Source organism: [Clostridium] celerecrescens 18A (assembly GCF_002797975.1).
Lineage (GTDB): Bacteria > Bacillota > Clostridia > Lachnospirales > Lachnospiraceae > Lacrimispora > Lacrimispora celerecrescens.
In genome coordinates this window covers 4341024-4363305 of record NZ_PGET01000001.1, presented here as the reverse complement: position 1 = coordinate 4363305, position 22282 = coordinate 4341024, and the positions used below count along the sequence as shown (strand labels likewise).

The window sequence follows — 22282 nt, the reverse complement described above, 5'->3', positions numbered from 1 at the left end:
GCCTTGTTATTATATGATAGAATCTTTAATCCTACAAGTATTTTTCAAATGGTCGGTCTCCAGGCAGTAAAAAAGGCGGACCGCTAAAAGCAGCCCGCCATTTTTTATTCTAAGGAAGTTTCGCTCCATCGGCTCCAACATTAGCCCCATCAGGTGTTATGGTGTTTGCCAGCATCTGCCCTCCTGAGAGATCGCAGTAATACTGTTTTCCGTTCCATGCAACCCAGCCTGTAGCCATATAGCCATTCTCATTGAAGAAATACCACTGTCCATCGATGTTATTCCAGGTGCCGACCGGATAACTTCCGTCGGGATTCACATACCACCAGCCGGTCCCGTCTTGTTTCCAGCCGCCGCCGCTTTGGGAGGATGTACGGTTTAGCTCCGCCTCCGCCCCATCAACATAATTGACAGGAGACTCCACCCATTCACCTTTATTCTCAGTATTCTGCTTGTTGACCGGACGCACTTTAAACGTGTAGCTTCCAGTCTTTCCCATTAACAGCCCGAGATCCAGACTCGTCCCCACGGTGGTCTTTACTCCTCCCGTGTTCTTTCCGTCACGGAATACCTTTACTTCATAACTTCCCGCACCGGCGGCAGGACTCCACACAGCCATAGTTTTAGAACCCCATGCTGCGCTTTCTATGGACTGGGTAAACTCACTGACCTTCGGAAGATCTATGGTCACCGTCAGGGTCTGGCTGAAATCTTCCCTCGTCTGCTTTACGTAGGTTCCTCCATCAATTGTGAAGCCGGATTCTGCAACAGAAAAATAATATCCTTCCTGCGCATACAGCTTTACTTCCAGCCTTGGTATATCCTGTTCAGACCACTGAAATCCGCTGTTAGTAAATTCGCATTCTCCCACATCGATCTTGCTGTTTTTTGTGGTTATCTCAGCCTGCTGTCCAAAAACAGAACCGCCCGGCATAATGTCCGCTGTCACGGTTAAGTTTACTGTTGTGATTTTCTTTCTGGTTGCTGCCATGGAAGTCATACAGCTAAGCCCTGTTGCCATTGACACAGCAAGCACCAGAGACAAAATTTTCTTACCATTCATAAACAATCCCCATCTTTCTATATCATTTCTGATTGCGGTGCAATAGGCTTATTATACCCCATCCCCGAACGTTTGTGAATAGCCATTCGGGTTTCGTAAGGTTTTGCGGCTATTTCTGACGGCAGAAGACCGAATCGGCAGCTGGATAATCTACCCAGTTTTTGAAAAAGCAAGCCGGCAAGATACTCCAATTGTGTACTAAGTATATTTTTATACCTCTATCACTCCAAATTTTTATTAAATTTAATTCATATTTTCACTTGTTCGTTAATAATATATCAAAATATTACCAATTATCTGGTTAATTAAGGCAAATATATATTGCATTATAACAACTTATATGATAAACTAACGTCAATGAAACATTTGCTAGAGAGCAAGAGAAATCAGACGTTACATTTCCGCCATTATCTCTAAGGCGAAATGAAATGCTGATTCTTTTTTTCTTTTTAGGAAAAGGAGGATAATTTTTTCATGAAAAAGAAGCAGTTTTTCCGGGCAATCGAGCCTTATCTGTATTTGCTGCCCGCCATGTTTTTCTTCTCGGCCTTCCTGTTCTGGCCGTTCCTCAAAACCATTTGGCTTAGTTTTGCCATGACGACTCCCCTTGGGGCAGTCTCCTCCTTTGTCGGCCTTGGGAATTATCTTACGATCTTCACCTCTCAGGCCTTTCAAAACAGCCTTCTGGTATCCTTTCAATATGCAGTGATGACCGTGGCCTGCTCCATTGTGATCGGATTTATCCTGGCAATCATAAGCAATGAGGATATTAAGGGGAAGAATCTGTTCCGGACGGTTTACGCCCTTCCTATGGCCATTTCTGCAGCAGCGGCTTCCGTGGTTTTCATGTTTATATTTCACAGCAGCCTTGGCATCATCAACAAGGTCCTGGGAACCCACATCGGATGGCTGACGGATCCCAAATACGCCTTAAGTGCGGTAACCCTTGTGACCGTATGGATGAACGTCGGATTAAATTTTATATTCCTGACCGCCGCCTTACAAAGTGTTCCTGTGGATCTTTATGAGTGCGCAGCCATTGAAGGAGCAGGATTTTTTGCCAAGCACAGGCATATTACCATCCCATGCATATCCCCTACCCTGTTTTTCCTTTTGATCATTAACGTCATCAACGCCCTTCAGGCTTATGCTCAGGTCAAACTGATGACACAGGGAGGCCCTTCCGGAAGCACCAATGTCATTGTGTACCAGATTTACCAGGAGGCATTTATGAACAGCCGGTTCGGCATGGCCTGTGCGGAATCCATCGTCCTGTTTATTATCCTGATGGCCTTGACATTGATTCAATTCAGACTGGAAAAGAAGGTGACCTACTGATGAAAAACAAACTGGTAAAATATCTACTTTATGCATTAAATATCCTTTTTGCAGTCATCATTATCTCACCAGTGGTTTACTGTTTTAACGTCAGCATGATGACCATGAAGGAAGTGTTTTCCGGGGGCTTTTGGCCCAAACAGCTGATCCCGGACAATTACATAAAAGCCCTGCAGCTGGCCCCGTTCTTTACCTTCATCAAGAATTCCCTGATCGTATCCTGTACCGTTACCTTTGGGCAGATCGTTACCGGGGCTTTGGCAGCCTATGCGTTTTCCATGATGAAATTCCGGGGTCGGAATGCCCTGTTTTTATTGATGCTTGCAACCATGATGATCCCAAGCCAGGCCATCATCATTGCAAATTATTTAATCATCTGCGATCTGGGGCTTAAGAACAGCTATACAGCCCTGATCCTTCCAAACGTGGCATCTGCATTTGCAGTATTTAACATGAGACAGGCATTCCTGCAGCTTCCAATGGAGATAAAGGAGGCAGCGGATATTGACGGTTGCGGGAACTTCCGTTTCTTCTGTTTCATTGCCCTTCCCCTTGTAAAGCCTTCCATGGGCGCTTTGGGGATCTACACATTCCTTCAAAGCTGGAATCACTATTTATGGCCGCTTCTCGTTACAGATTCGGTAAACATGCGAACCGTCCAGATTGGTCTTGGAATGCTTCAGGGAGCGGAATCCACAGACTTCCGCCCGGTCATGGCCGGATCCATGATCATCCTCGTCCCTTCGATCCTGGCATTCATACTGGGACAGAAGCAGCTGATTTCAGGCCTCACCTCAGGTTCCGTAAAAGGGTAAGTATTTCATGCATGCCCAAAGGGCACTGTATAGAGATAAAACTATATCATTTAAAGGAGGATATCTATGAAAAGAAGAAAAAGGTGGCTTGCGGCGATTATGGCTGCTGTCATGTCCATGACTCTTGCTGCATGCGGTGGAAGTGCTACTTCCGGGGGAACCACAGCGGCAGGTTCCACGGAGGCTGCTACCACAAAAGCGGCGGCTGACGCAAAAGCTCCGGCAGAGGGTGGAAAAACAGTCATAACCCTCTGGCATGCTATGGGAGGTGTAAACGGAGAGGCAACCGAAGCTCTGGTTAAAGCCTTTAATGAGTCCCAGAGTGAGATCGAGGTAAAAAGTGAATATCAGGGTAACTATGATGACCTGATCACCAAGCTGAAAGCAGCCATGCAGAGCGGCAGCATGCCGGACGTATGCCAGATGTACGACATCGGAACAAAGTTTATGACTGATAGCGGTCATGCCATTCCGGTACAGGATATGTTTGCCTCCACAAACTTTGATCCTTCTACTGTTATGAATATCATCACCAGCTACTATACGGTAAATGGAAAACAGATGTCCATGCCATTTAATGTTTCCACACCAATGCTGTATTACAACAAGGACGTTTTTAAGGCCGCTGGTCTGGATCCTGAAACCCCGCCCAAAACATTTGACGAGGTATTGGAATTCTCCAAAAAAATCGTTGAAAGCAAAGCAGCTCCCGTGGGCTATGCCCAGGCCATCTACGGCTGGTTCTTTGAACAGCAGATCGCCGGCCAGGGAAAATTTTATGCAAACAATGAAAACGGGCGGAAAGCGCCGGCAACCGAAGTGGATTTTTTAAACAACGGAGCTGGACTTAAGATTTTTGAAACATGGAAAAAGCTCATGGATTCCGGTTATGCGGATAACTACGGCAGCACCACCGCGGATACCCAGACCGCATTCTTCTCGGGCCAGACAGCCATGATCATTGAATCCACGGCAATTCTTAAAAATGCTACGGCAAGCAGCGATTTTGAGATCGGTACCGGATTTCTTCCAAAAGTCGATGCATCTGCTGCCGATGGCGGTGTCATCATTGGAGGTGCATCCCTGTGGATGATGGACAATAAGGATGAGGCGAAAAAGAACGCTGCCTGGAAGTTCATCGAATTTACCACCACACCGGATTCCCAGGCCAACTGGAGTATGTCCACCGGATACTTCGCAGTTAACCCGGATGCTTATGAAACTCCTGCCATGAAGGATTTCATAGCTCAGAACCCCAACTTCACCACTGCCATCAACCAGTTAAAGGCTACCCCTGTCAATGGATACACCGCAGGTGTATTATCCGGAGTAGCAACCGAGTCCAGAAAGATCTTTAACGAAGCAATGGAGAAGACCTATGACGGCACATATACTCCGGAACAGGCGGTAAGTTTCCTGGCTGAAAAAGTAAATGCAGCCATTGCAAACTATAATTCATCTACAAAATAATGTTCAAAAAGCCTTCGGCACAAAAGCCGGAGGCTTTCTTTTTTTCTGTCCCTTTTCAGAAATCCTCATTCTTTATCAGATCGTGAAAGTAGTCTTCACAGTTAAAAAAATAACAAGTGAATTCTTATGATTAGCTCTATAGTTCCGATATATAATATGACGCAATTTCCAATCTATATATTCCGGTTAAAAAATCGGGAAAGGAACGATAAGATGAAAAAACAGAATACAAATGCCGATGATTCCGGCAAAGAAGCAGGCTCTCTGATTAAAAACTTATCTGTCGGCAAAAAACTGATTTTAGGTTTTGGCATAATACTGCTGATCATTATAGCATCCACTTCAATATCCGCATGGAATACGAAAAATCTTGGCTTCCAGGTGGAACGCTATTACCGCTATACCGTACCAAACTCCAACAGCACATGGACCATGAGATCCGGGCTGGCCTCGGCACAAAAATATCTTCTTCAGGCAATTCTTGACGATAATATCCAATCCGTACAGGATAGCCTTGCCAAGGCCCAGGAACAGGAAGAAAGCGTTTCCAGCGCATTGGAGGCATTTGCAGGCAACCAGTCTTCCAGTGCAAGAGATAACGATATCGCACAGATAAAAGATTTGTTATCAAAAACCAAGTCCGCCAGAGAAGAGATTTCAGGGCTGCTTCAAGCTTCCACCAAAGGAAACAGCAGCAAGGCCTATGAGTCTTATAAAAACAATTATTCTCCTGCTATTGATCAGGCCGGAGAAATCCTGTCAGGTTTTTCAACGATCCAGCTGCAGTTTGCTGCTTCCCAGAAGCTGGAAGCACAGACCTACATGAAATTAGCCTGGTTCTCCCTTTCCTTGTCTCTGTTGATTTCTCTGCTGTTTACCCTTTTCATTACCATGATCATCAGAAAATCTATTTTGGATCCTGTGAAAGAAATCGAACTGGTTTACAAAGAAATATCAAAGGGAAATTTACAGGCCCAGATTACATATGTAAGCAAAGATGAGCTGGGAAGCATGGCTGAAAACATCAGAAATACAAATGCTGCCATAACCTCCTATATTCGTGACATTACGGAAAAGCTGAATCTTCTGTCTCAGGGAGATATGCGTTTCTCCATGGATTTAGACTATGTGGGAGACTTTGAAGCCATTAAAAAGGCAATTATAAAAACCGTTTCCTCTTTAAATCATACCCTCATTATGATCGATGTTGCTGCGCAGCAGGTAAATACAGGTACAGAACAGGTATCGGCAGGAGCACAGCAGCTTGCAGCCGGTTCCACAGAACAGGCCGCTTCCGTAGAGGAACTCTCCTCCTCCATTGCAAGCATCACGGAACAGGCTGCAGAAAATTCAAAAAATGTTATAAAAGCAACCGAATATGTGGTTCAAACCAGCGATAACGTTAAAAACGGCGGTGTACATATGAAGCAGCTTACAAAAGCAATGGATAATATCGCCATCTTCTCCGATCAGATAACCAACATAACAAAGGTTATTGAGGACATTGCGTTCCAGACCAATATCCTCTCCCTCAATGCTGCCATTGAAGCCGCCAGGGCAGGAACTGCAGGAAAGGGCTTCTCCGTAGTAGCTGACGAAGTTCGTAACCTTGCCGCAAAATCTGCGGAGGCCGCGAAGCAGACAGCGGAACTGATACAGAATTCCGTAAATGCGGTACAGGAAGGAACTGAAATTACTGAGAAAACCGCCCAGATTCTTGATGATATTGATAAAACCACCGGCTTTATCAATGATATCGTCAATAAGATCAACCAATCGGCTTCTGAACAGGCTTCTTCCATTGATGAGATCCGCATAGGACTGGAGCAGGTATCGGCAGTCATACAGGCAAATGCAGCAACAGCTGAGGAAAATTCGGCCTCCAGCGAAGAAATGAGCGCCCAGGCTAATACACTGCGGGATGAAGTAGACAAATTCCAATTGGATACTGAACAAAAGACAGTGATAAAAAGCACAAAAGAGTACGAATATGAGGCCAGGACAGAATCTTCCTTTGAAAAGTATTAATTAAAACAGAAATCCAGAATGCCATATGAAAGGGCGTTGATCTATTAAAATCAACGCCCTTTTTTTATGTCAATAGCAATGGTACTGTTTATCCTTTTTCTAACAATCCCCGCTGGCGAATTCGGAAAGGACCTTATTGAATTCGTCCTTTTGGTCATAGAAGGTCGCATGACCGCTGAATTCAAAGGATTCCAGCCTGGAGTTTTTAATGCACTGATGCTGGATCTCACCCAGCTCATAAGGGACAACCTGATCATGGATCCCATGAATGATCAGAGTTTCAACATCAATTGCCTCCAGATCTGAAAACAATACCTCTTCAAGCCAGGTATTTGCAATAGCTGCCGTCGCCCAGCCTGCTGCCTGCAGACCAAGCTGGAAAAACCATTGAGAGAACGGATAAGTAATATGCTGGAAGAAAAATATATCTCCAAAATTATTTAACATGTTGGGACGGTCGGCGTAGGTTCCGTTAATGATTTGAGTTACTACGTCTTTATCAAGCCCATAGGGGAAGTCCGGACGTTTCACAAGGCTTGGCGCTGCGGCAGCGAATAAAGCAAGTTTTGCTACCCCAAAGCCCCTGTGCCTTGCCATGTACCTTATGGCAATCGCCCCTCCGGTGGAATGTCCTGCCAGGGTAATATTCCTAAGATTCAGTACATCTATGACCACTCTGACATCATCGGCCAGCCGGTCATAATCGTACCCGCAAAACGGCTTGTCAGAATCCCCGAATCCTCTTGTATCAATGCCGATACAGCGGAAGCCCATGGCAGGAAGCACATCAAACTGGTATTCAAAAAGCTTATGGCTTCCCGGCCATCCATGAAGAAATAAAATGGTATTTTCGCAATCCGGATTAAGATCCTCTACGTAAATGTTTACATTCTTTTCAACGGTTATATAGTATCCCATGATCTCGCTCTGCATAATATGTTTATTCTATGTTATTCCCTCTCCTTAATCATCATTCCAATTTTCAAATAAATACCCAATGCAGTACGCAAACAATTCTTCCTGTTAACCTTCTTTAAGAAGCAGATGAAGATTACAGTGCCGGTGTAATGAATTGAGGCCCTGCATAATAAAGTTCCATGTCTCACGAAAGTCCCCCGGCACAGCAAAATCATTCGATGAAATAAAAGCCTGAAAGCCTTTCTGATCGGAACCATACTTATCTGCAAAAGCATCTGCATAATTTATCTTTTCATCGTCAGTCAGATTCCCATTATTGTTGTGAAGCACATGCTCAAGATTCCGGGAAAAATAAAAAACAGAATACGGTATTTTACCGACGGCATCGGCCGTACAAAGCCGGTACAGCACCTGGGACTTTCTTGAATTCCGGTCAATGACTCCCTCAGGATCTGCTGATTCGATGCGGTCATCAAAATATTGGATTGTCCCCGTTGTGCTTTGTATGACCTTGTCCGCCGGAATAAACGCCCCGTCAATGTCAACAAGATGAATTACCTTAAGAATGTCCTTTTTATCAAAGCCATACCGCTTTCTTTCCACCTCTATATGCTCATAAACCGTTTTAACGGCATTGTTGCCTGATACCGACCAGTTGCTTGTCATATCGCCATGAACCACATGGAAACGGACATCTTCTCTCTGAAATGCTTTTTTAAGAACCGGACTTAATGTCTCCTCGTCAGTGGGTCCTTCTACGATAAACAGGATTACTTTTTTAGTCTTGGCCGCCATCCCTTACCGCCTTTCCGGCACGCCTGAATGCACGGCCAATTTCCACACTGTCTGTCTCTTCATAAATAGCTTCTTTTTGACCGCCCAATACGATACTCCGCAGATACATATCACGCAAATTATGATTGCTCTTTATGTTCTGCAGACGGATATACCGGTTGGAAGGATTTGTGGTGGAAAATACAATACTGCTTTTATTGATCATTTCCAATGCCCGCAAGTTATGTGATGTGAAGATCAGCTGCCCCTTTGCTCCTTTTTCAAAGACAGAAAGAAGTTCCCCTAAAAGATATTCATATACGCCTGCATCCAGCTCATCAATAATCAAACACATGGAGGCGTTGTTATAAACGCACATGAGGGCATTTAGAACGGAAATGATCTTAATGATTCCTTCCGACTCATATTTCAGGGGAATTGTAATTTCTCCCCGATTTGAAATTAACTCAACCCTGTGTCCTGTTTCCCCCCGTTCAAGAAGCTGCTCTCCAAAGTCAAAAATTCCAATGGAAAGGCCGGGGATCATGGCGTCAAGAACCACATTCATCTCACGAAGGATCTTCCTGGCCATTTCAAAATGTTCTTTACTGATCACGGATGGTTCATCAAGTCTTATAAGCAGATCACCCTTTGCGATCCTCTCACCAAGATCAAGCCGGAACGCAAACGGGATCATAAAATCCATACTGATTGCTCCTGCACGGGCATTGGAAATTACGAACAGGTTCATGCCTGCATATTGATAAAGTGATTGGATGATATAAGCGTAATCCTCAGATGCTCCTTCAGAAGCGGATAAAAATACCCCTCTGCCTTCCGGGCCGAAGATAAAAGAAACCAGATCCTTCCGGGCAATTTTTTTTGCAACGCTTAAATTTACTTTATTTTCATCATTCTCACGGATTAAATCTTCCAGCCGGTATTTCGGCGTAAAAGTTGGCCCATCTGAATGCAGTCCGTAATCGATCAATGTTTTTTTGCTTTCAAATTTTTCTCCGGTCCATGCAGCGGAACAGAGGGCTTCGTGTACGATCTCAAACTCGCTTTTGGAAATCCTTTTTAACTGGACAGAATATTCAGCCATGGTTTTTTTACGGTCTGTCTGGATTATAAACTTAACAGTAATTGTACAGGTTTCCATGTCTTTGGAAATATAATGAACCACTTCCCTGGACAGGGGCCGCCCCGTAAGCAATGTCTGAACGAACTCCATCGCTTCAATAACCGCTGTTTTCCCCGAACCGTTCTGCCCGTAAATGCCGAGAATGTCCGCTGCTTTTGAGAAATAATCCTTATTTCCTGCTGACGGCATTATAATTCTGCCGTACTGGGTATTCTTAAATCCTTTTAATTCAATCTCACTTATGCGAATCGTCGTCTGAACCTCGCCCATATCAGCTCCTTCCCTGATCCACAGGATCAAATAGCCCTTAAAACCTGTAAATATTTTTACATAACGGTACTTTTTATTCCAATATTAGATATAATTCTCCAGAAACATGAGATATATTCGGCGATTCCTTATTCTTCCCCTTCGATTGTGATTACCACCCGGTTAGGCAGACATACAATCAGTTCCCCGCTTCTGTGGATCTTGCCCGTGCGGACACATACCTTATCAGGGCAGGAAGCTTCCGTAATGCTGGCATAGCCGTCTTTAATAATCAGATGATCCGTGCCGCCATACCCATCAATAACCATGTCAGCATCTTTATGAAGATCCAGGGTTGCCACGGTCTCTCCGTCTACAGTGACCACCACCTGTTCCGCCGGCTTTCTGTTTTTGACATAAAATAACCCGGACAGCAGTCCTGATATCACCAGAATGGCGGCAATCAGGATCAGCTCTCTCTTTTGTATTACTGTTAAATTTTTTACAAATTTCATCTCTTACCTCTTATTTCTCTTAAATGTAAATATCCTGAGATTTTATTATAACATAACTGTCTTGTTTATAAAATAATAATTAGTTCAAAATCATTATAGAAAACCTTGCATTTCCGGCCCGATTCCCTCATTTCATGGATGCCTGGAAACGGATGGCCGGCTTCTTTTGACAGGCAATTCTCTATATATGTAATAAGTTACAAAAAGTGGAAAAAGTGATCGATTTACGATAAAATTATGGTAAAAATCATTCCCATATGTTATAATAATGTCAAAGTGGCATTTTGCGTGCCGCTATCATACAAGGAGGGGAAGACTTGAAAAGAATAGTAGTGTTAGGTGCCGGTTATGCCGGTATTTTAACTGCCAAAAAATTGGAAAAAAAATTCCGCAAGATGAAGATGGAGGATGAGGTAAGTATCTCCATCATAGACAGGCATCCGTTCCATACCATGCTAACAGAACTTCATGAAGTGGCCGCTGGAAGGGTTGAGGAAGACAGCATCCGCATCAGCCTGAAAAAAGTATTTGCCGGAAGGAATGTGGAAATCATTACTGACACCATCAGTCAGATTTCCATTGAAGAGAAGAAATTAACGGGAAACAAGGGCGAATACGATTATGACTATCTGATCCTGGCCGCAGGCTCTAAGCCCACCTATTTTGGTGTGGAAGGTGCAGAGAAGAATTCTTATAAGCTTTGGTCTTATGAAGATGCTGTATTATTAAAAGAACGGATTCACCATGTATTCCGCAAAGCTGCCTGTGAACCGGATGAGGCAGAAAAACGCCGCCTTTTAACGTTCTACGTCGTAGGAGCCGGTTTTACCGGTGTGGAAATGGCTGGAGAGCTGGCGGAATATGTGCCCTTCTTATGTGAAGAGTATGAAATAGAACCGTCTCTCGTCTCCATGTATAACGTAGATGTTTTAAAGCGGGCAGTGCCCATTCTTCCGGAAAAGCTGTCCGGCAAGGTAGAAAGGCGCCTGACAAAGATGGGCGTAAAAGTAATGATGGAAACCGGCGTAACCGCCATTGGCGAGGATTTCATCGAACTGAATCAGGATGGCAGGAAAAACCGTTATCCATCCGGTACAACAATCTGGACGGCCGGTATTGAAAGCGCAGATATTACCGGAGAAGCGGCCAAGACGCTTGAATCCGTAGGGCGTGGAAGAATCCAGGTAGATTCTTTCTTAAGAGCCAAAGACCATGAAGAAGTTTACGTAGTAGGCGACAACATGATGTATGTACCTCAGGGAGAAAATGCACCTGTTCCCCAGATGGTAGAAAACTGTGAGCAGAGCGCTCATACAGCCGCCCATAATCTGGTATGTGCCATTGCTGGTACAGGAGCGATGGAGGAGTATAAACCGTCCTTCCATGGCGTTATGGTTTCTGTAGGCGGCCGCTACGGAGTGGCACGGGTAGGTCTTCCCAATCTCATGTTTAACCTGTGTTCCTTCTTTGCCATGCTTTCCAAACATTTTATCAATGTTATATATTTTATTCAGGTGTTGGGTTGGAATAAGGTCTGGAGCTATGTGTGCCACGAATTCTTTACCGTGCGCAACCGCAGAAGCTTCCTGGGAGGCCATTTCTCCAACAGGACCCCAAGCTTCCTGCTGATGCCGCTGCGCGTATGGCTTGGTGCTGTATGGGTATTTGAAGGCGTTATGAAGATTGTTGAAGGCTGGATGGATCAGCCCATGCTGAGCGGATTCTTCGGAGGAGCCAATCAATTCTTCAATAACATTTTGGCTCCCTACGGGATCAATGGAATCGGAGGAGCTGCTCCTTCGGCCGATGCGGTTTCCAGTGCAACTTCGGCAGCTGCAGATGCGGTAGCCAGTGCCACTGGTGCTGCTGCTGGTGCTGCAGATGCAGTTTCCAGCGGTGTAGCAGTTTTCTCCTATCATATTTTAGGATTAATCGACGCTACTCTTGTCAGTTCCAAAGGTATCTCTCATTCGACTCTGTCTGATTATGCCTTTAAACTGGATTTTGCTCCTATGAACTGGTTTGTGAACACTGTGATCCTGCCTAACGGCGGACTTCAGCTGTTTATGCAGCGCGGTATCGTGATCGCGGAGATCCTAATCGGTCTTGCTTTAATGGCGGGATTATTCAACTTCCTTTCCTCAGCAGCCTCCCTGGTACTACAGTTCATGTTCGTGTGCACGACTGGTCTTTACTTGAACACGTTCTGGATGATTTTCGCCGGTATCGCAGTATTAGTCGGCGGCGGCAGAACCCTTGGCCTTGATTATTATTTCATGCCCTGGCTTAAGAAAAAATGGAGAAAACTTCCCTTTATAAGGAAGTGGTATTTATATAATGACTAATAGAGAATTGTTGGAGGATGCAGACAGCCTGCGGTATGGTTTTGAAGAAGCTTTCCAATTAATGGCATCGGCTGTGGAAAAGCATTTATCTTCAGCGCCTCCTGTCATCAGGACTTATACAGCCCATCTGGCAAAGTCCACAGGTAAGTTCATCCGTGCTTATGGGCTGATGGCCTGTTCCATGGATGAAGAGGATAAAGTTCCTGCAGAAGCCATCACTCTGGCCTCTGCAGTGGAACTGCTGCATTTGGCCACCCTGGTCCATGATGATGTAATCGATGACGCTGATACAAGACGGGGGATCGACACGCTTCAGAAAAGATTTGGTAAAAAAGCGGCGGTCATTTGCGGAGATTACCTCTTATCTCTGGCACTTAAACTGGCGGTTTCCATTCCTAAAAGAAACGAATACGAAGCCCTGGATATGTCCAATTATCTATGCAGGATCTGCATGGGTGAATTACGCCAGGAAATCAACAATGGGAACCTTGATCTATCCGTTTACCGCTATCTAAGCATCATCAAAGGAAAAACGGCGGCGCTTTTTGAAGCATCCTTTCACGGCGGCGCTATGCTGTCCACATCGGATGAGAGAAAACTCCGCATGTACCGAAAGGTCGGCAACGATGTGGGCATGATTTTTCAGCTCATGGATGACTGCATTGATTATGAGATGGACGAAAGTGATGCTAAGAAAAACGTCCGGTCCGATTATGAAGAAGGAGTTGTCACCCTGCCTCTCATTCATGCCATGAAACAGGATGAGAACTTTTTAAATCAAGTTAAAAACGGCCTTGTTTCCGCGAAGGAACTCTATGACAGAGTTTTGGAAGCCGGCGGAACCGCTTATACAAAAGCAATGGCAGGCAGATACTATACAAAAGCAGTAAGCACCATCGGAACTCTTAATTTATCCGAGGCCAAGATGGTCAGGATCATGACCGTGGTGGATAAATCTTATTATGGTATTAAAAAATAATAATATAAGCAACATAAGGAGGAGTTTTATCTATGAAAAAACGTGTATTAGCTTTAGGCTGTGGTCTTATGGCGGCAGCAACTATCCTGGCAGGATGTTCATCCAATTTAAAGCAAGCACCAACTACTGCAGCACCGACAGAGGCAGCAACAACGGAAGCACCTACCACACAGGCTGAGGCCACCACAGAAGCTGCAAAGACTGAAGCAGCAGGCGATGCTCTCTCTACCGGTTATGCCGCAATTTCTTCTATCGGCAAATCCACAGATGCTGGCGAAAAAGATGGTCTTGCAGAAGTAGATACCATGTTCGCAGCTGTATTAGTAGATGGCAGCGGTAAGATTGTAGACTGTAAAATCGATTCCGTTCAGACCAAAGTGAATTTCTCCAAAGAAGGAAAACTTCTTACAGATCTTGGTACCGTTGTGGAATCCAAGAATGAGCTGGGAGAAAAATATGGTATGAAAAAAGCTTCCGGTATCAGCAAAGAGTGGAACGAGCAGGCTGATGGCTTTGCTAAGTATGTAATCGGAAAAACTGCCGATGAAGTAAAAGGAATTGCCGTTTCTGCAGATGGTGTTGCAGATGATGCAGACTTAAAGGCTACCATTACTGTTCATATCGGAGACTTTATCAATGTAGTTGAGCAGGCTGTTGCAAATGCTAAGAGCGCAGGCGCACAGACAGGCGACAAGCTGGGTTATGGTATCGTAACAGGCATCAGCAAGTCCAAAGATGCAGCCGCAGATGCTGACGGCGTGGCTCAGGCATATTCTACCTACACTATTGCAAGCTTTGGCGCAGACAGCAAGATTACAAGCTGTGTGATTGATGCTTCTCAGGTCAATGTTAACTTCGACGCAGCCGGTAAGATCACCAGCGATTTAAAAGCTACTGATTTCAAGACCAAAAATCAGTTAGGTGAAGCTTATGGCATGAAAAAAGCTTCCGCAATCGGAAAAGAATGGAATGAGCAGGCTGCTAGTTTCGCAGCTTATGCAACTGGCAAAACAGCCAGTGAGATCACAGGTCTTGCAATTGATGAAAAAGAAGGTGCTCCTACTGATGCCGACTTAAAAGCCAGTGTGACCGTTGGTATTGGTGATTTCCAGACGGGCATCTCCAAGGCAGAAGCAAATGCAAAATAAAAAAGCAGTAAAATTTTTAATAATTGCCGGAACTCTGGCAGCGCTTACTATGGCGGCGGTTAATACCGCCGCCATAGGAGCTAAAAAGGATCAAAGATTTCACGCCGAATTCTTAAAACTCTTCGATACCGTTACCCAGATCGTCGGTTATGCAAAGAACAAAGAGGAATTTACCCAGATTGCCACGGACGTTCATGATGAACTGGAGACGTACCATAAGCTATATGATATTTACAATGATTATGACGGTATAAACAATATTAAGACCATCAATGATAATGCCGGTAAACGTCCCGTGAAAGTCGACCAGAAGATCATCGATATGTTAAAGGTTGCGGAAGAAGCCTATGCAAGAACCGATGGCAAAGTAAATGTAGCCATGGGAAGTGTTCTGTCCATCTGGCACGATTATCGCTCTAAGGGCATAGATAACCCGGAGACCGCCCAGGTTCCCCCAATGGACAAACTGAAAGAGGCAGCCCTACATACGGATTTTTCAAAGGTCATCGTAGATGAAGATGCCTCCACCGTTTATCTGGAGGATCCTGATATGCGCTTAGACGTGGGAGCCATTGCAAAAGGCTACGCCACGGAACTGGTAGCAAGATCTCTGGAGGCCAAGGGGATTGACCATGTTCTTCTCAGTGTAGGCGGCAATATCCGTGCCATTGGTATCCGGGGAGACGAAAAGCCCTGGAAGCTGGAGATCCAAAATCCGGATCTCGACAGTGATAAAAAGGCCATTGATGCTTTGGATTTAGACGGCTTTTCTCTCGTCAGCAGCGGTGATTATGAAAGGTATTATATTGTGGATGGGGTGAGATATCACCATATTATCGATCCTGAGACACTGATGCCTGCAGCATACTTCCGGGCAGTTTCCGTTGTTTGCAGGGATTCTGGCTGGGCAGATGCACTGTCTACCGCCATATTTAATATGCCCTATGAAAAGGGACTGGCTATGATTGAAGATATGAAGGGTGTAGAAGCAATGTGGGTTCTGCCGGATAGCACCATCAAAACCAGCAGTGGCTACGAAGCGTATCGCAGCCATGACCGTTAGGAGGCCATATGTCATACCGAGGACTACAGGATTTTATTCATAAATTAGAAGAGAGAGGGGAACTGATCCGGGTGACGGAGAAAGTATCCCCTCTCCTGGAAATAACAGAGATCACAGACAGGGTCTGCAAGTCAGAAAGTAACAGTGGCAAAGCGCTTTTGTTTGAACATGTGGAGGGCTCTCCCTATCCGGTGCTGATGAACGCCTTTGGCACCGATAAGCGGATGGCCCTTTCTCTTGGTGCGGATAGCTTAGATGATATCGCAGCGGAAATAGGAGCCTATCTGGATTTTGGGAATTATACATCGTTACTAAAGCTGATCACCTTTGCACCAAAGCTCCTGCGCCTGTTATGCTGCTTTCCTCTCAGGAGCCGTTTTCATATCAGAAGGCCCAGCTGCCAGGAGGTTATAGAGAGAGATCCAGACTTAGGCAAGCTGCCGGTTCTGCATTGCTGGCCTCTTGACGGAGGGCGTTTCTTTACACTTCCCCTTGTCTTTACAAAATATCCTGATACAAAGCTTCAAAACATAGGCATGTACCGGATGCAGGTGCTGGATTCCAAGACAACGGCCATGCACTGGCAGAAACACAAGGATGGAGCCGGTATTTACAAAGCATACCGGAAGAAAGGCTGTCCCATGCCCGTATCCGTTGCACTTGGATGCGATCCGGCCGTGACTTATGCTTCCACAGCACCTCTTCCGCCGAAACTGGATGAGATGATGCTGGCCGGATTCTTAAGAAAAAGGCCGGTGAAAATGGTGAAATGCATCACCAACGATCTCTATGTGCCGGAGGACGCAGAATTTGTACTGGAAGGCTATGTAGATCCTCAGGAAGAACTGGTCTGGGAAGGACCTTTCGGAGATCATACCGGATATTATTCCCTGGCGGACTGGTATCCCAAATTTCATGTTACAACGATTACCCGTAAAAAACATCCTGTCTATCCTGCCACAGTAGTTGGCAAACCTCCTATGGAAGACTGCTATATGGCAAAGGCTACAGAACGAATCTTCCTTCCTGTATTAAAAACTGCGATTCCCGAACTGCAGGATATCCATTTACCATTTGAAGGAGTCTTCCATAACTGCGCAGTGGTCGCGGTAAAGCCGTCCTATCCGGGAGCTGCCAGAACCGTTATGAATGCCATATGGGGCATGGGACAGATGAGAACTGCAAAGATGATCGTGGCGGTCGATGAAACCATAGATCCAAGCGATGTGAACGCTGTCTGGCATGAAGTACTGCGCTATGCCCATCCGGAGGAGGATTTTGTGGTCAGCAAAGGACCGTTAGATGCTCTGGATCACTCTTCCGATTATCCTTTGTATGGCGGACGGCTTGGCATAGATGCCACCAGCAGAGGGAAAGAAGCCTTTACCGAAGGAGTACTTGAAATCGTTCCTTTCCGCAAGGATCAGCCCTGGGGCGGAAGGCAAAAAGCCCTTGCCATGCTGGAAGAAAAAAAGGCTTCCCTTATTTTAGTTGTGGACGAGGATGTGGACCCGTCGGATCATTCCACAGTCATGTGGCGGGTATTCAACAATATTGACGTCACCAGAGATATGTTTACGGATGGCAGGCGGGCGGCTTTCGATGCTACAAGAAAGCGTTTGGAGGAAGGACTTTCCCGCCCCTGGCCGGAAGATATCGTGATGACGGATGAAATCCAAAAAAAGGTATCAGCGAAATGGAGTGCTTATGGGATCGATCATTGGAAAAATAGTAAATAAAATGAATGAATACGGGAAGCTGGTCATGTTCAGCCATACCATCTTTTCCCTGGCCTTTGCCGCAGTAGCCCTGCTTGCAGTTTCCGGCGGCCGGCCGGATCCAAAAGTCGTATTCTGGGCTGCCCTTGCCTTTTTAAGCGCCAGAACAGGTGCCAATGCCCTAAACCGGGTGGTGGATGCCAGAATCGATGCAAAAAACCCCAGAACAGCAAGCCGCCAGATTCCAAGGGGACAGATCGGAATAAAGGAAACCCTGGTCCTGGTGGCAGCCTGCTTTCTGGTTATGGTGTTCAGCGCCTCCCGTTTAAACCTGCTATGTCTTCTCCTTTCCCCTCTGGCTTTGTTCCTGATGACAATCTACTCCTACACGAAACGATTCACCTGGACATGCCATCTGGTTCTGGGTATCACATGCGCCTGCGCTCCTGTAGGGGCCTGGCTGGCGGTAACGGGGAAGTTTTCCCTGATACCGCTTTTCTTTGGTGCTGCCAACTGCCTCTGGACTGCAGGATTCGATATTATCTACGGCTCTCAGGATTATGAATTTGATAAGGCAAACGGACTCCATTCCATTCCTGTGCAGTTTGGCGTGAGAGGCGGGTTATGGATCAGTACCCTGTTCCATGTGGCTGCACTGCTTTGTCTGTGTATTGCCGGTGTACTGCTCTATCCTCAGTTTGGTGTTCTCTATGGAACAGGCCTGGGGATCATCGCAGTCCTTATGGTGATTCAGCACCGGCTGGTATCACCGGATCATCTGGAAAATGTCAATATCGCGTCCTACAGCATCAGCCAGATCACCAGTATCGTGCTTCTGGTTTTCGGAACTCTGGATGTATACTTATAATGCAATAGAAAGGGAAAGAAGCAGACTATGAAACAATATGTAGTTGGAATTACAGGCGCTAGCGGCAGCATTTACGGACTTCGTACAGTAGAAGCCCTGCTGGAAGGCGGAGCCAGAGTACGGCTCCTCCTGACGGGAACAGGGGAAAAGGTCGTGGCCTATGAAACCGGACGAGAAGCCGGAGAATGGATCGATGATTTTAAGAACCGTTTTAGAGGTCAGCTTATCCTGGAAGATAACAACGATCTGTTTTCCGCGGCGGCCAGCGGTTCCCATCTGACGGATGGAATGATTATCGCACCATGCTCCATGTCAAAGCTGGCCCACATTGCGGCAGGAATTACACCTGATTTAATGACCCGGGCGGCCGATGTGGCGTTAAAGCAGCGGCGGCCTCTGGTGTTGATGCCCAGGGAAACGCCCCTGTCCCAGATTCATTTGAAAAATATGCTGACTCTGGCAGAGTGCGGAGCATTTATCGTTCCCGCTATGCCGGCCTTTTACCAGAAGCCAAAATGCCTTGACGACATGACGGATTTTATGACCGGCCGGGTACTTGATTGCCTGGGGGTGGAAAATCGTCGGTACCCCAGATGGAAAGAAGAAGAATAAGAAGAAATAAAGCGATTGAATAAACCAAAGGAGAATTTATGAAAAAATCAGGATTTGCTAAGAAACATTATTTATTGGGCCGTATGGGTATTCTAGGGGCATTGTTTGGCTGTACAGCGGCGGTTATCCTGGGCGGATGCGCCAGCAAGACAGAGACCCCCGTCGATACCACCGTTCATTTGGGAGTCATGTATTCTTCCGATATTGTCCCCCTTACCATCATCACGGAACAGGGGCTTGACAAAAAGTACGGAATCCAGCTGGATATGCAGGTATTCTCTTCTGCAAAGGACCGGGATGCAGCTCTTCAGGCAGGGGAATTAGACGGGGTCTTTACGGACTTCATCGGCCTGTGCATGTATCAGAATGCGGGGCTGGAAGTAAAGGCAGCCGGATGTACTGACGGGGATTATGTACTGCTGGCTGGTAAGGATACTGGAATCACTTCCCTGGAAAAAGCAGCGGGAAAAAGCATTGCAATATCGGAAAACACGCTGATCGAGTATTCCCTGGATTATATTTTAACGAATGCCGGGTTAGATGATACATATTTGGACAAGCAGGTAGTACCGCGGATCCCTGACAGGCTTGAAATGCTGCGAAATGGCAAGATCGATCTGGTTCTTCTGCCGGAGCCATTCTCTACCCTGGCGATCAAGGATGGAGCGGTAGTTCTGGGAAGTGCCAATACCGACGGTCTGTATCCGGCCGTATCAGCATTTACAAAGAAAGCAATCGACGAAAAATCCGATACCATAAAAAAGATGTATCATGCATACGATGAGGCGGTTGATTATCTGAATACCACGCCGTTAAATGAGTATGAAGCCACGGTCATCAAAGCGGCAGGCTATCCGGAAGAACTCACCGGAAATATTAAGCTGCCAGACTACCGGAAAAATGAACTGCCAAAGGTGTCTGACTTACAGGCCGCTGTGGAATGGGCCGCTAAGAAGGGATTATGCAGCCCGGATTTAAAGCCTGATCAACTGATCGGAGAATTGAATTAGATACCTTAGAAGAACGGAGGGAGCCAGATGCTGAAAGTAAAAGATATCTCTGTAACATATGGGAAAGGCGGGATGCATAAGGTCATTGACCAGGTGTCCTGGCAGCTAAAGACCGGAACGGTCCTGGCTGTCGCAGGTCCCTCCGGCTGCGGAAAATCCACCATGGTTCACGCCCTGGCAGGTATACTGCCCTTTACGGGCTCCATCACCCTTGACGATAACGGACTTGACCCTAAAACGTGTTCTATCGGGCTGATCCCTCAAAACTACGGGCTGCTACCCTGGAAAACGGTAAAGGAAAACTGCCTGTTTACAGCCAAAATCCGTGGAAAAACCCACGATCTGGAAAGGCAGCTTTCCAGCCTGTGCAAAGAGCTGGGAATTAACGGACTATTAGAACGATATCCCGGAACATTAAGCGGCGGCCAGGCGCAGCGTGTGGCTCTTGCAAGAGCCTTTCTTCTTAATCCGGAACTTCTCCTGATGGACGAGCCTTTCGCTGCTCTTGATATTGCTGCAGCTCTGGCAGCAAGGGAACTGTTTCTGCGGGTCTGGAAAGAAAAAAAGCCCACTACAGTCATAGTCACCCATCGGGTGGAAGACGCCCTTTACCTTGCCAATAACATTGCAGTTATGAAACGGGGCGGTGGCTTCAATCTTTTCAGTGAAAATCCTTGGCAGGGTGTAAAACGTCCCTCAGATGCAGAATATGCGGAACTTGAACAGTTGATCACAGAGAAAATCATAAAGGCGGATGAGATATGAGAAAAAAATTATGGGTCTTTATAAAAGGATTTTTACTTGTAAATCTGTTCTGGTTCCTTCTCGCCGTCCTCTTGTCCACCTCTGTGCTTCCTGGGCCACTAACAGTCTATGGCAAGTTCAGCCAGGTAATAAACGGGGGGCTTTGGCTTCATATAGGAGCCAGCTTAGGCCGTGTGGCGGCAGGCCTCTCCCTTGCCCTCCTCATCGGCGTACCTGTTGGGATTTTCATGGCCTCCTCTGCCATCGCTAACCGCATCCTACACCCTCTGGTGTACTTTTCCTACCCAGTTCCCAAAACAGCGCTGCTTCCGGTCTGTATGCTGCTTTTAGGGCTTGGCAATGGCTCTAAAATTCTCATCATCGTCCTGACCACGGTCTTCCAGATCATTGTGGCCGTCCGGGATGCCGCGGAGCATATTGATCAGGGAATTTATTATGTGGCCAAAAGCGCAGGCGCCCGCAAACGAAGTATTTTAATGGATATCACCCTGCCTGCGGTACTGCCGGAGCTGTTTACCAGCATTCGGATTGGAACAGGAACCTCCTTAGCCATCCTTTTAATTGTAGAAGCTTATGGAACCCGCTGGGGGATGGGTTACTACATTCTGGACGCATGGTCCAGGATCAACTACATTCAGATGTACGGCGGCATTGTCATTATGTCGGTGGTAGGAGCCGCATTATTCTGGATTTTGGATGGAATTCAGTGGGCGTTGTGCAAGGGAATGAAATAACGCTTAAACCTAGTATCAGCTTCAGAGATCTGCCGCAGGATATTTCATCCTGCGGCTTTTTCATGCCCCGCTCCCAGCCCCTTTTCCGCCTGTTCCTTGTCCTGAAATTTTGTGGACTTGATTATAATGCCGTTGGACCAGACTAAATTCAGCCCATGTCAAGCGTGTAGTGCTATCTGCAGTGTAGGTTAAAAATTAAACTCATCTTCCCAGTGAAAGGTTCCTGATTTTTCCAAACTCATAGGCCAGTGGCGGCACCATTCCGGTACACCAGGAGTTTCCACCCTATCCAGGCTCGGAGTATATGGCTTTATATCAAGTACAGGCGTGCCATCATTTGCATCAATATACGCAATCTGAATAATGCCCGTTTCATAGTCTATATGAATAACTTGTACTGTTGACAGAGCAAGCGGATTAGGGCGAACCGGCGATCTTGTAGCGAATATGCCCATTACTGCAGGAGATTTTTTATAAGGCTGCGGGGTTTCAATGGTATTTCTCATTTGTTCGTTATCAAAGCCGCTAAACCACCAAATAACACTAAGATGGCTGAACCCATCTAACGCCTGCAAGGCGGGAATATACTTCGGTTCAAGCTCGATGAACATTCCATCTTCGTTGACAATTACTTTACCAATAGGGTTTACATGAAAATTTTGCATTGTACGTTCCTCCACGTTATTTTTATTTTACCTGTAAATCCAATGTAAACCCTCACATCAT

General features: G+C 46.0%; 20 protein-coding genes. 14 read left to right on the top strand and 6 right to left on the bottom strand.

Going from position 1 to position 22282, the window contains the following annotated elements; all coding sequences use genetic code 11:
• Positions 1–109: 109 nt before the first annotated feature.
• Entirely contained in the window at positions 110–1063 is a 954-nt protein-coding gene (locus H171_RS19745; protein ID WP_100306647.1) for a cell wall-binding protein, read from the bottom strand.
• Between the two features lie 474 nt (positions 1064–1537).
• On the opposite strand from H171_RS19745, the gene H171_RS19740 reads away from it, so the two are divergent.
• From H171_RS19740 to H171_RS19725, 4 genes are all read left to right on the top strand, one after another.
• Entirely contained in the window at positions 1538–2401 is an 864-nt protein-coding gene (locus H171_RS19740) for a carbohydrate ABC transporter permease (RefSeq protein WP_100306646.1), read from the top strand.
• Positions 2401–3216 (top strand): carbohydrate ABC transporter permease, encoded by an 816-nt coding sequence (locus H171_RS19735; protein ID WP_100306645.1) that lies wholly within the window; start codon positions 2401–2403, stop codon positions 3214–3216. Before H171_RS19740 ends, H171_RS19735 begins: the two co-directional genes overlap by 1 nt.
• 66 nt (positions 3217–3282) lie before the next feature.
• The gene (locus H171_RS19730; RefSeq protein ID WP_100306644.1) at positions 3283–4686 is read left to right on the top strand and encodes an ABC transporter substrate-binding protein; all 1404 of its coding nucleotides are present in this window, start codon (positions 3283–3285) and stop codon (positions 4684–4686) included.
• A gap of 213 nt (positions 4687–4899) precedes the next feature.
• On the top strand, positions 4900–6714 hold the full coding sequence (locus tag H171_RS19725; protein WP_100306643.1) for a methyl-accepting chemotaxis protein: 1815 nt from the start codon (positions 4900–4902) through the stop codon (positions 6712–6714).
• A gap of 99 nt (positions 6715–6813) precedes the next feature.
• Here the strand turns inward: H171_RS19725 and H171_RS19720 are convergent, their stop codons facing one another.
• The 4 genes from H171_RS19720 to H171_RS19705 form a co-directional block, all read right to left on the bottom strand.
• Complete coding sequence (locus H171_RS19720; protein ID WP_100307596.1) at positions 6814–7632, bottom strand: alpha/beta fold hydrolase; 819 nt, start codon at positions 7630–7632, stop codon at positions 6814–6816.
• A 105-nt stretch (positions 7633–7737) separates the two neighbouring features.
• On the bottom strand, positions 7738–8427 hold the full coding sequence (locus H171_RS19715; protein ID WP_100306642.1) for a hypothetical protein: 690 nt from the start codon (positions 8425–8427) through the stop codon (positions 7738–7740).
• Positions 8411–9820, bottom strand: a complete 1410-nt coding sequence (locus H171_RS19710; RefSeq protein ID WP_100306641.1) for an AAA family ATPase — start codon at positions 9818–9820, stop codon at positions 8411–8413. The genes H171_RS19715 and H171_RS19710 overlap by 17 nt, the downstream gene beginning before the upstream one ends.
• A 128-nt stretch (positions 9821–9948) precedes the next feature.
• Entirely contained in the window at positions 9949–10314 is a 366-nt protein-coding gene (locus H171_RS19705) for a NusG domain II-containing protein (protein WP_100306640.1), read from the bottom strand.
• Positions 10315–10631: 317 nt separating this feature from the next.
• Here H171_RS19705 and H171_RS19700 point away from each other — a divergent pair, with 317 nt between their 5' ends.
• The 10 genes from H171_RS19700 to H171_RS19655 are packed head-to-tail and all read left to right on the top strand — an operon-like array spanning position 10632 to position 21556.
• A complete protein-coding gene (locus tag H171_RS19700; RefSeq protein ID WP_100306639.1) occupies positions 10632–12659 on the top strand; it encodes an NAD(P)/FAD-dependent oxidoreductase in 2028 nt (675 codons plus the stop codon).
• Positions 12652–13638, top strand: coding sequence for a polyprenyl synthetase family protein (locus H171_RS19695; RefSeq protein ID WP_100306638.1), 987 nt, complete (start codon positions 12652–12654; stop codon positions 13636–13638). The genes H171_RS19700 and H171_RS19695 overlap by 8 nt, the downstream gene beginning before the upstream one ends.
• A gap of 32 nt (positions 13639–13670) precedes the next feature.
• Positions 13671–14786 carry a hypothetical protein gene (locus H171_RS19690; protein WP_100306637.1) on the top strand — a complete coding sequence of 372 codons (1116 nt, stop codon included), beginning with the start codon at positions 13671–13673 and terminating at the stop codon, positions 14784–14786.
• Positions 14776–15849, top strand: a complete 1074-nt coding sequence (locus tag H171_RS19685) for an FAD:protein FMN transferase (protein ID WP_100306636.1) — start codon at positions 14776–14778, stop codon at positions 15847–15849. The genes H171_RS19690 and H171_RS19685 overlap by 11 nt, the downstream gene beginning before the upstream one ends.
• Before the next feature lie 8 nt (positions 15850–15857).
• Positions 15858–17588, top strand: coding sequence for a menaquinone biosynthesis decarboxylase (locus tag H171_RS19680; protein ID WP_100306635.1), 1731 nt, complete (start codon positions 15858–15860; stop codon positions 17586–17588).
• Positions 17557–18435 carry a 4-hydroxybenzoate octaprenyltransferase gene (locus H171_RS19675; protein ID WP_100306634.1) on the top strand — a complete coding sequence of 293 codons (879 nt, stop codon included), beginning with the start codon at positions 17557–17559 and terminating at the stop codon, positions 18433–18435. Before H171_RS19680 ends, H171_RS19675 begins: the two co-directional genes overlap by 32 nt.
• 27 nt (positions 18436–18462) lie before the next feature.
• On the top strand, positions 18463–19047 hold the full coding sequence (locus H171_RS19670) for a UbiX family flavin prenyltransferase (RefSeq protein ID WP_100306633.1): 585 nt from the start codon (positions 18463–18465) through the stop codon (positions 19045–19047).
• A 38-nt stretch (positions 19048–19085) separates the two neighbouring features.
• On the top strand, positions 19086–20057 hold the full coding sequence (locus H171_RS19665; RefSeq protein WP_100306632.1) for an ABC transporter substrate-binding protein: 972 nt from the start codon (positions 19086–19088) through the stop codon (positions 20055–20057).
• A 27-nt stretch (positions 20058–20084) separates the two neighbouring features.
• Positions 20085–20822 carry an ATP-binding cassette domain-containing protein gene (locus H171_RS19660; protein WP_100306631.1) on the top strand — a complete coding sequence of 246 codons (738 nt, stop codon included), beginning with the start codon at positions 20085–20087 and terminating at the stop codon, positions 20820–20822.
• Complete coding sequence (locus H171_RS19655; RefSeq protein WP_100306630.1) at positions 20819–21556, top strand: ABC transporter permease; 738 nt, start codon at positions 20819–20821, stop codon at positions 21554–21556. The genes H171_RS19660 and H171_RS19655 overlap by 4 nt, the downstream gene beginning before the upstream one ends.
• A 188-nt stretch (positions 21557–21744) precedes the next feature.
• Here H171_RS19655 and H171_RS19650 read toward each other — a convergent pair whose 3' ends face one another.
• Positions 21745–22221 (bottom strand): SAM-dependent methyltransferase, encoded by a 477-nt coding sequence (locus H171_RS19650; protein ID WP_100306629.1) that lies wholly within the window; start codon positions 22219–22221, stop codon positions 21745–21747.
• Positions 22222–22282: the final 61 nt, after the last annotated feature.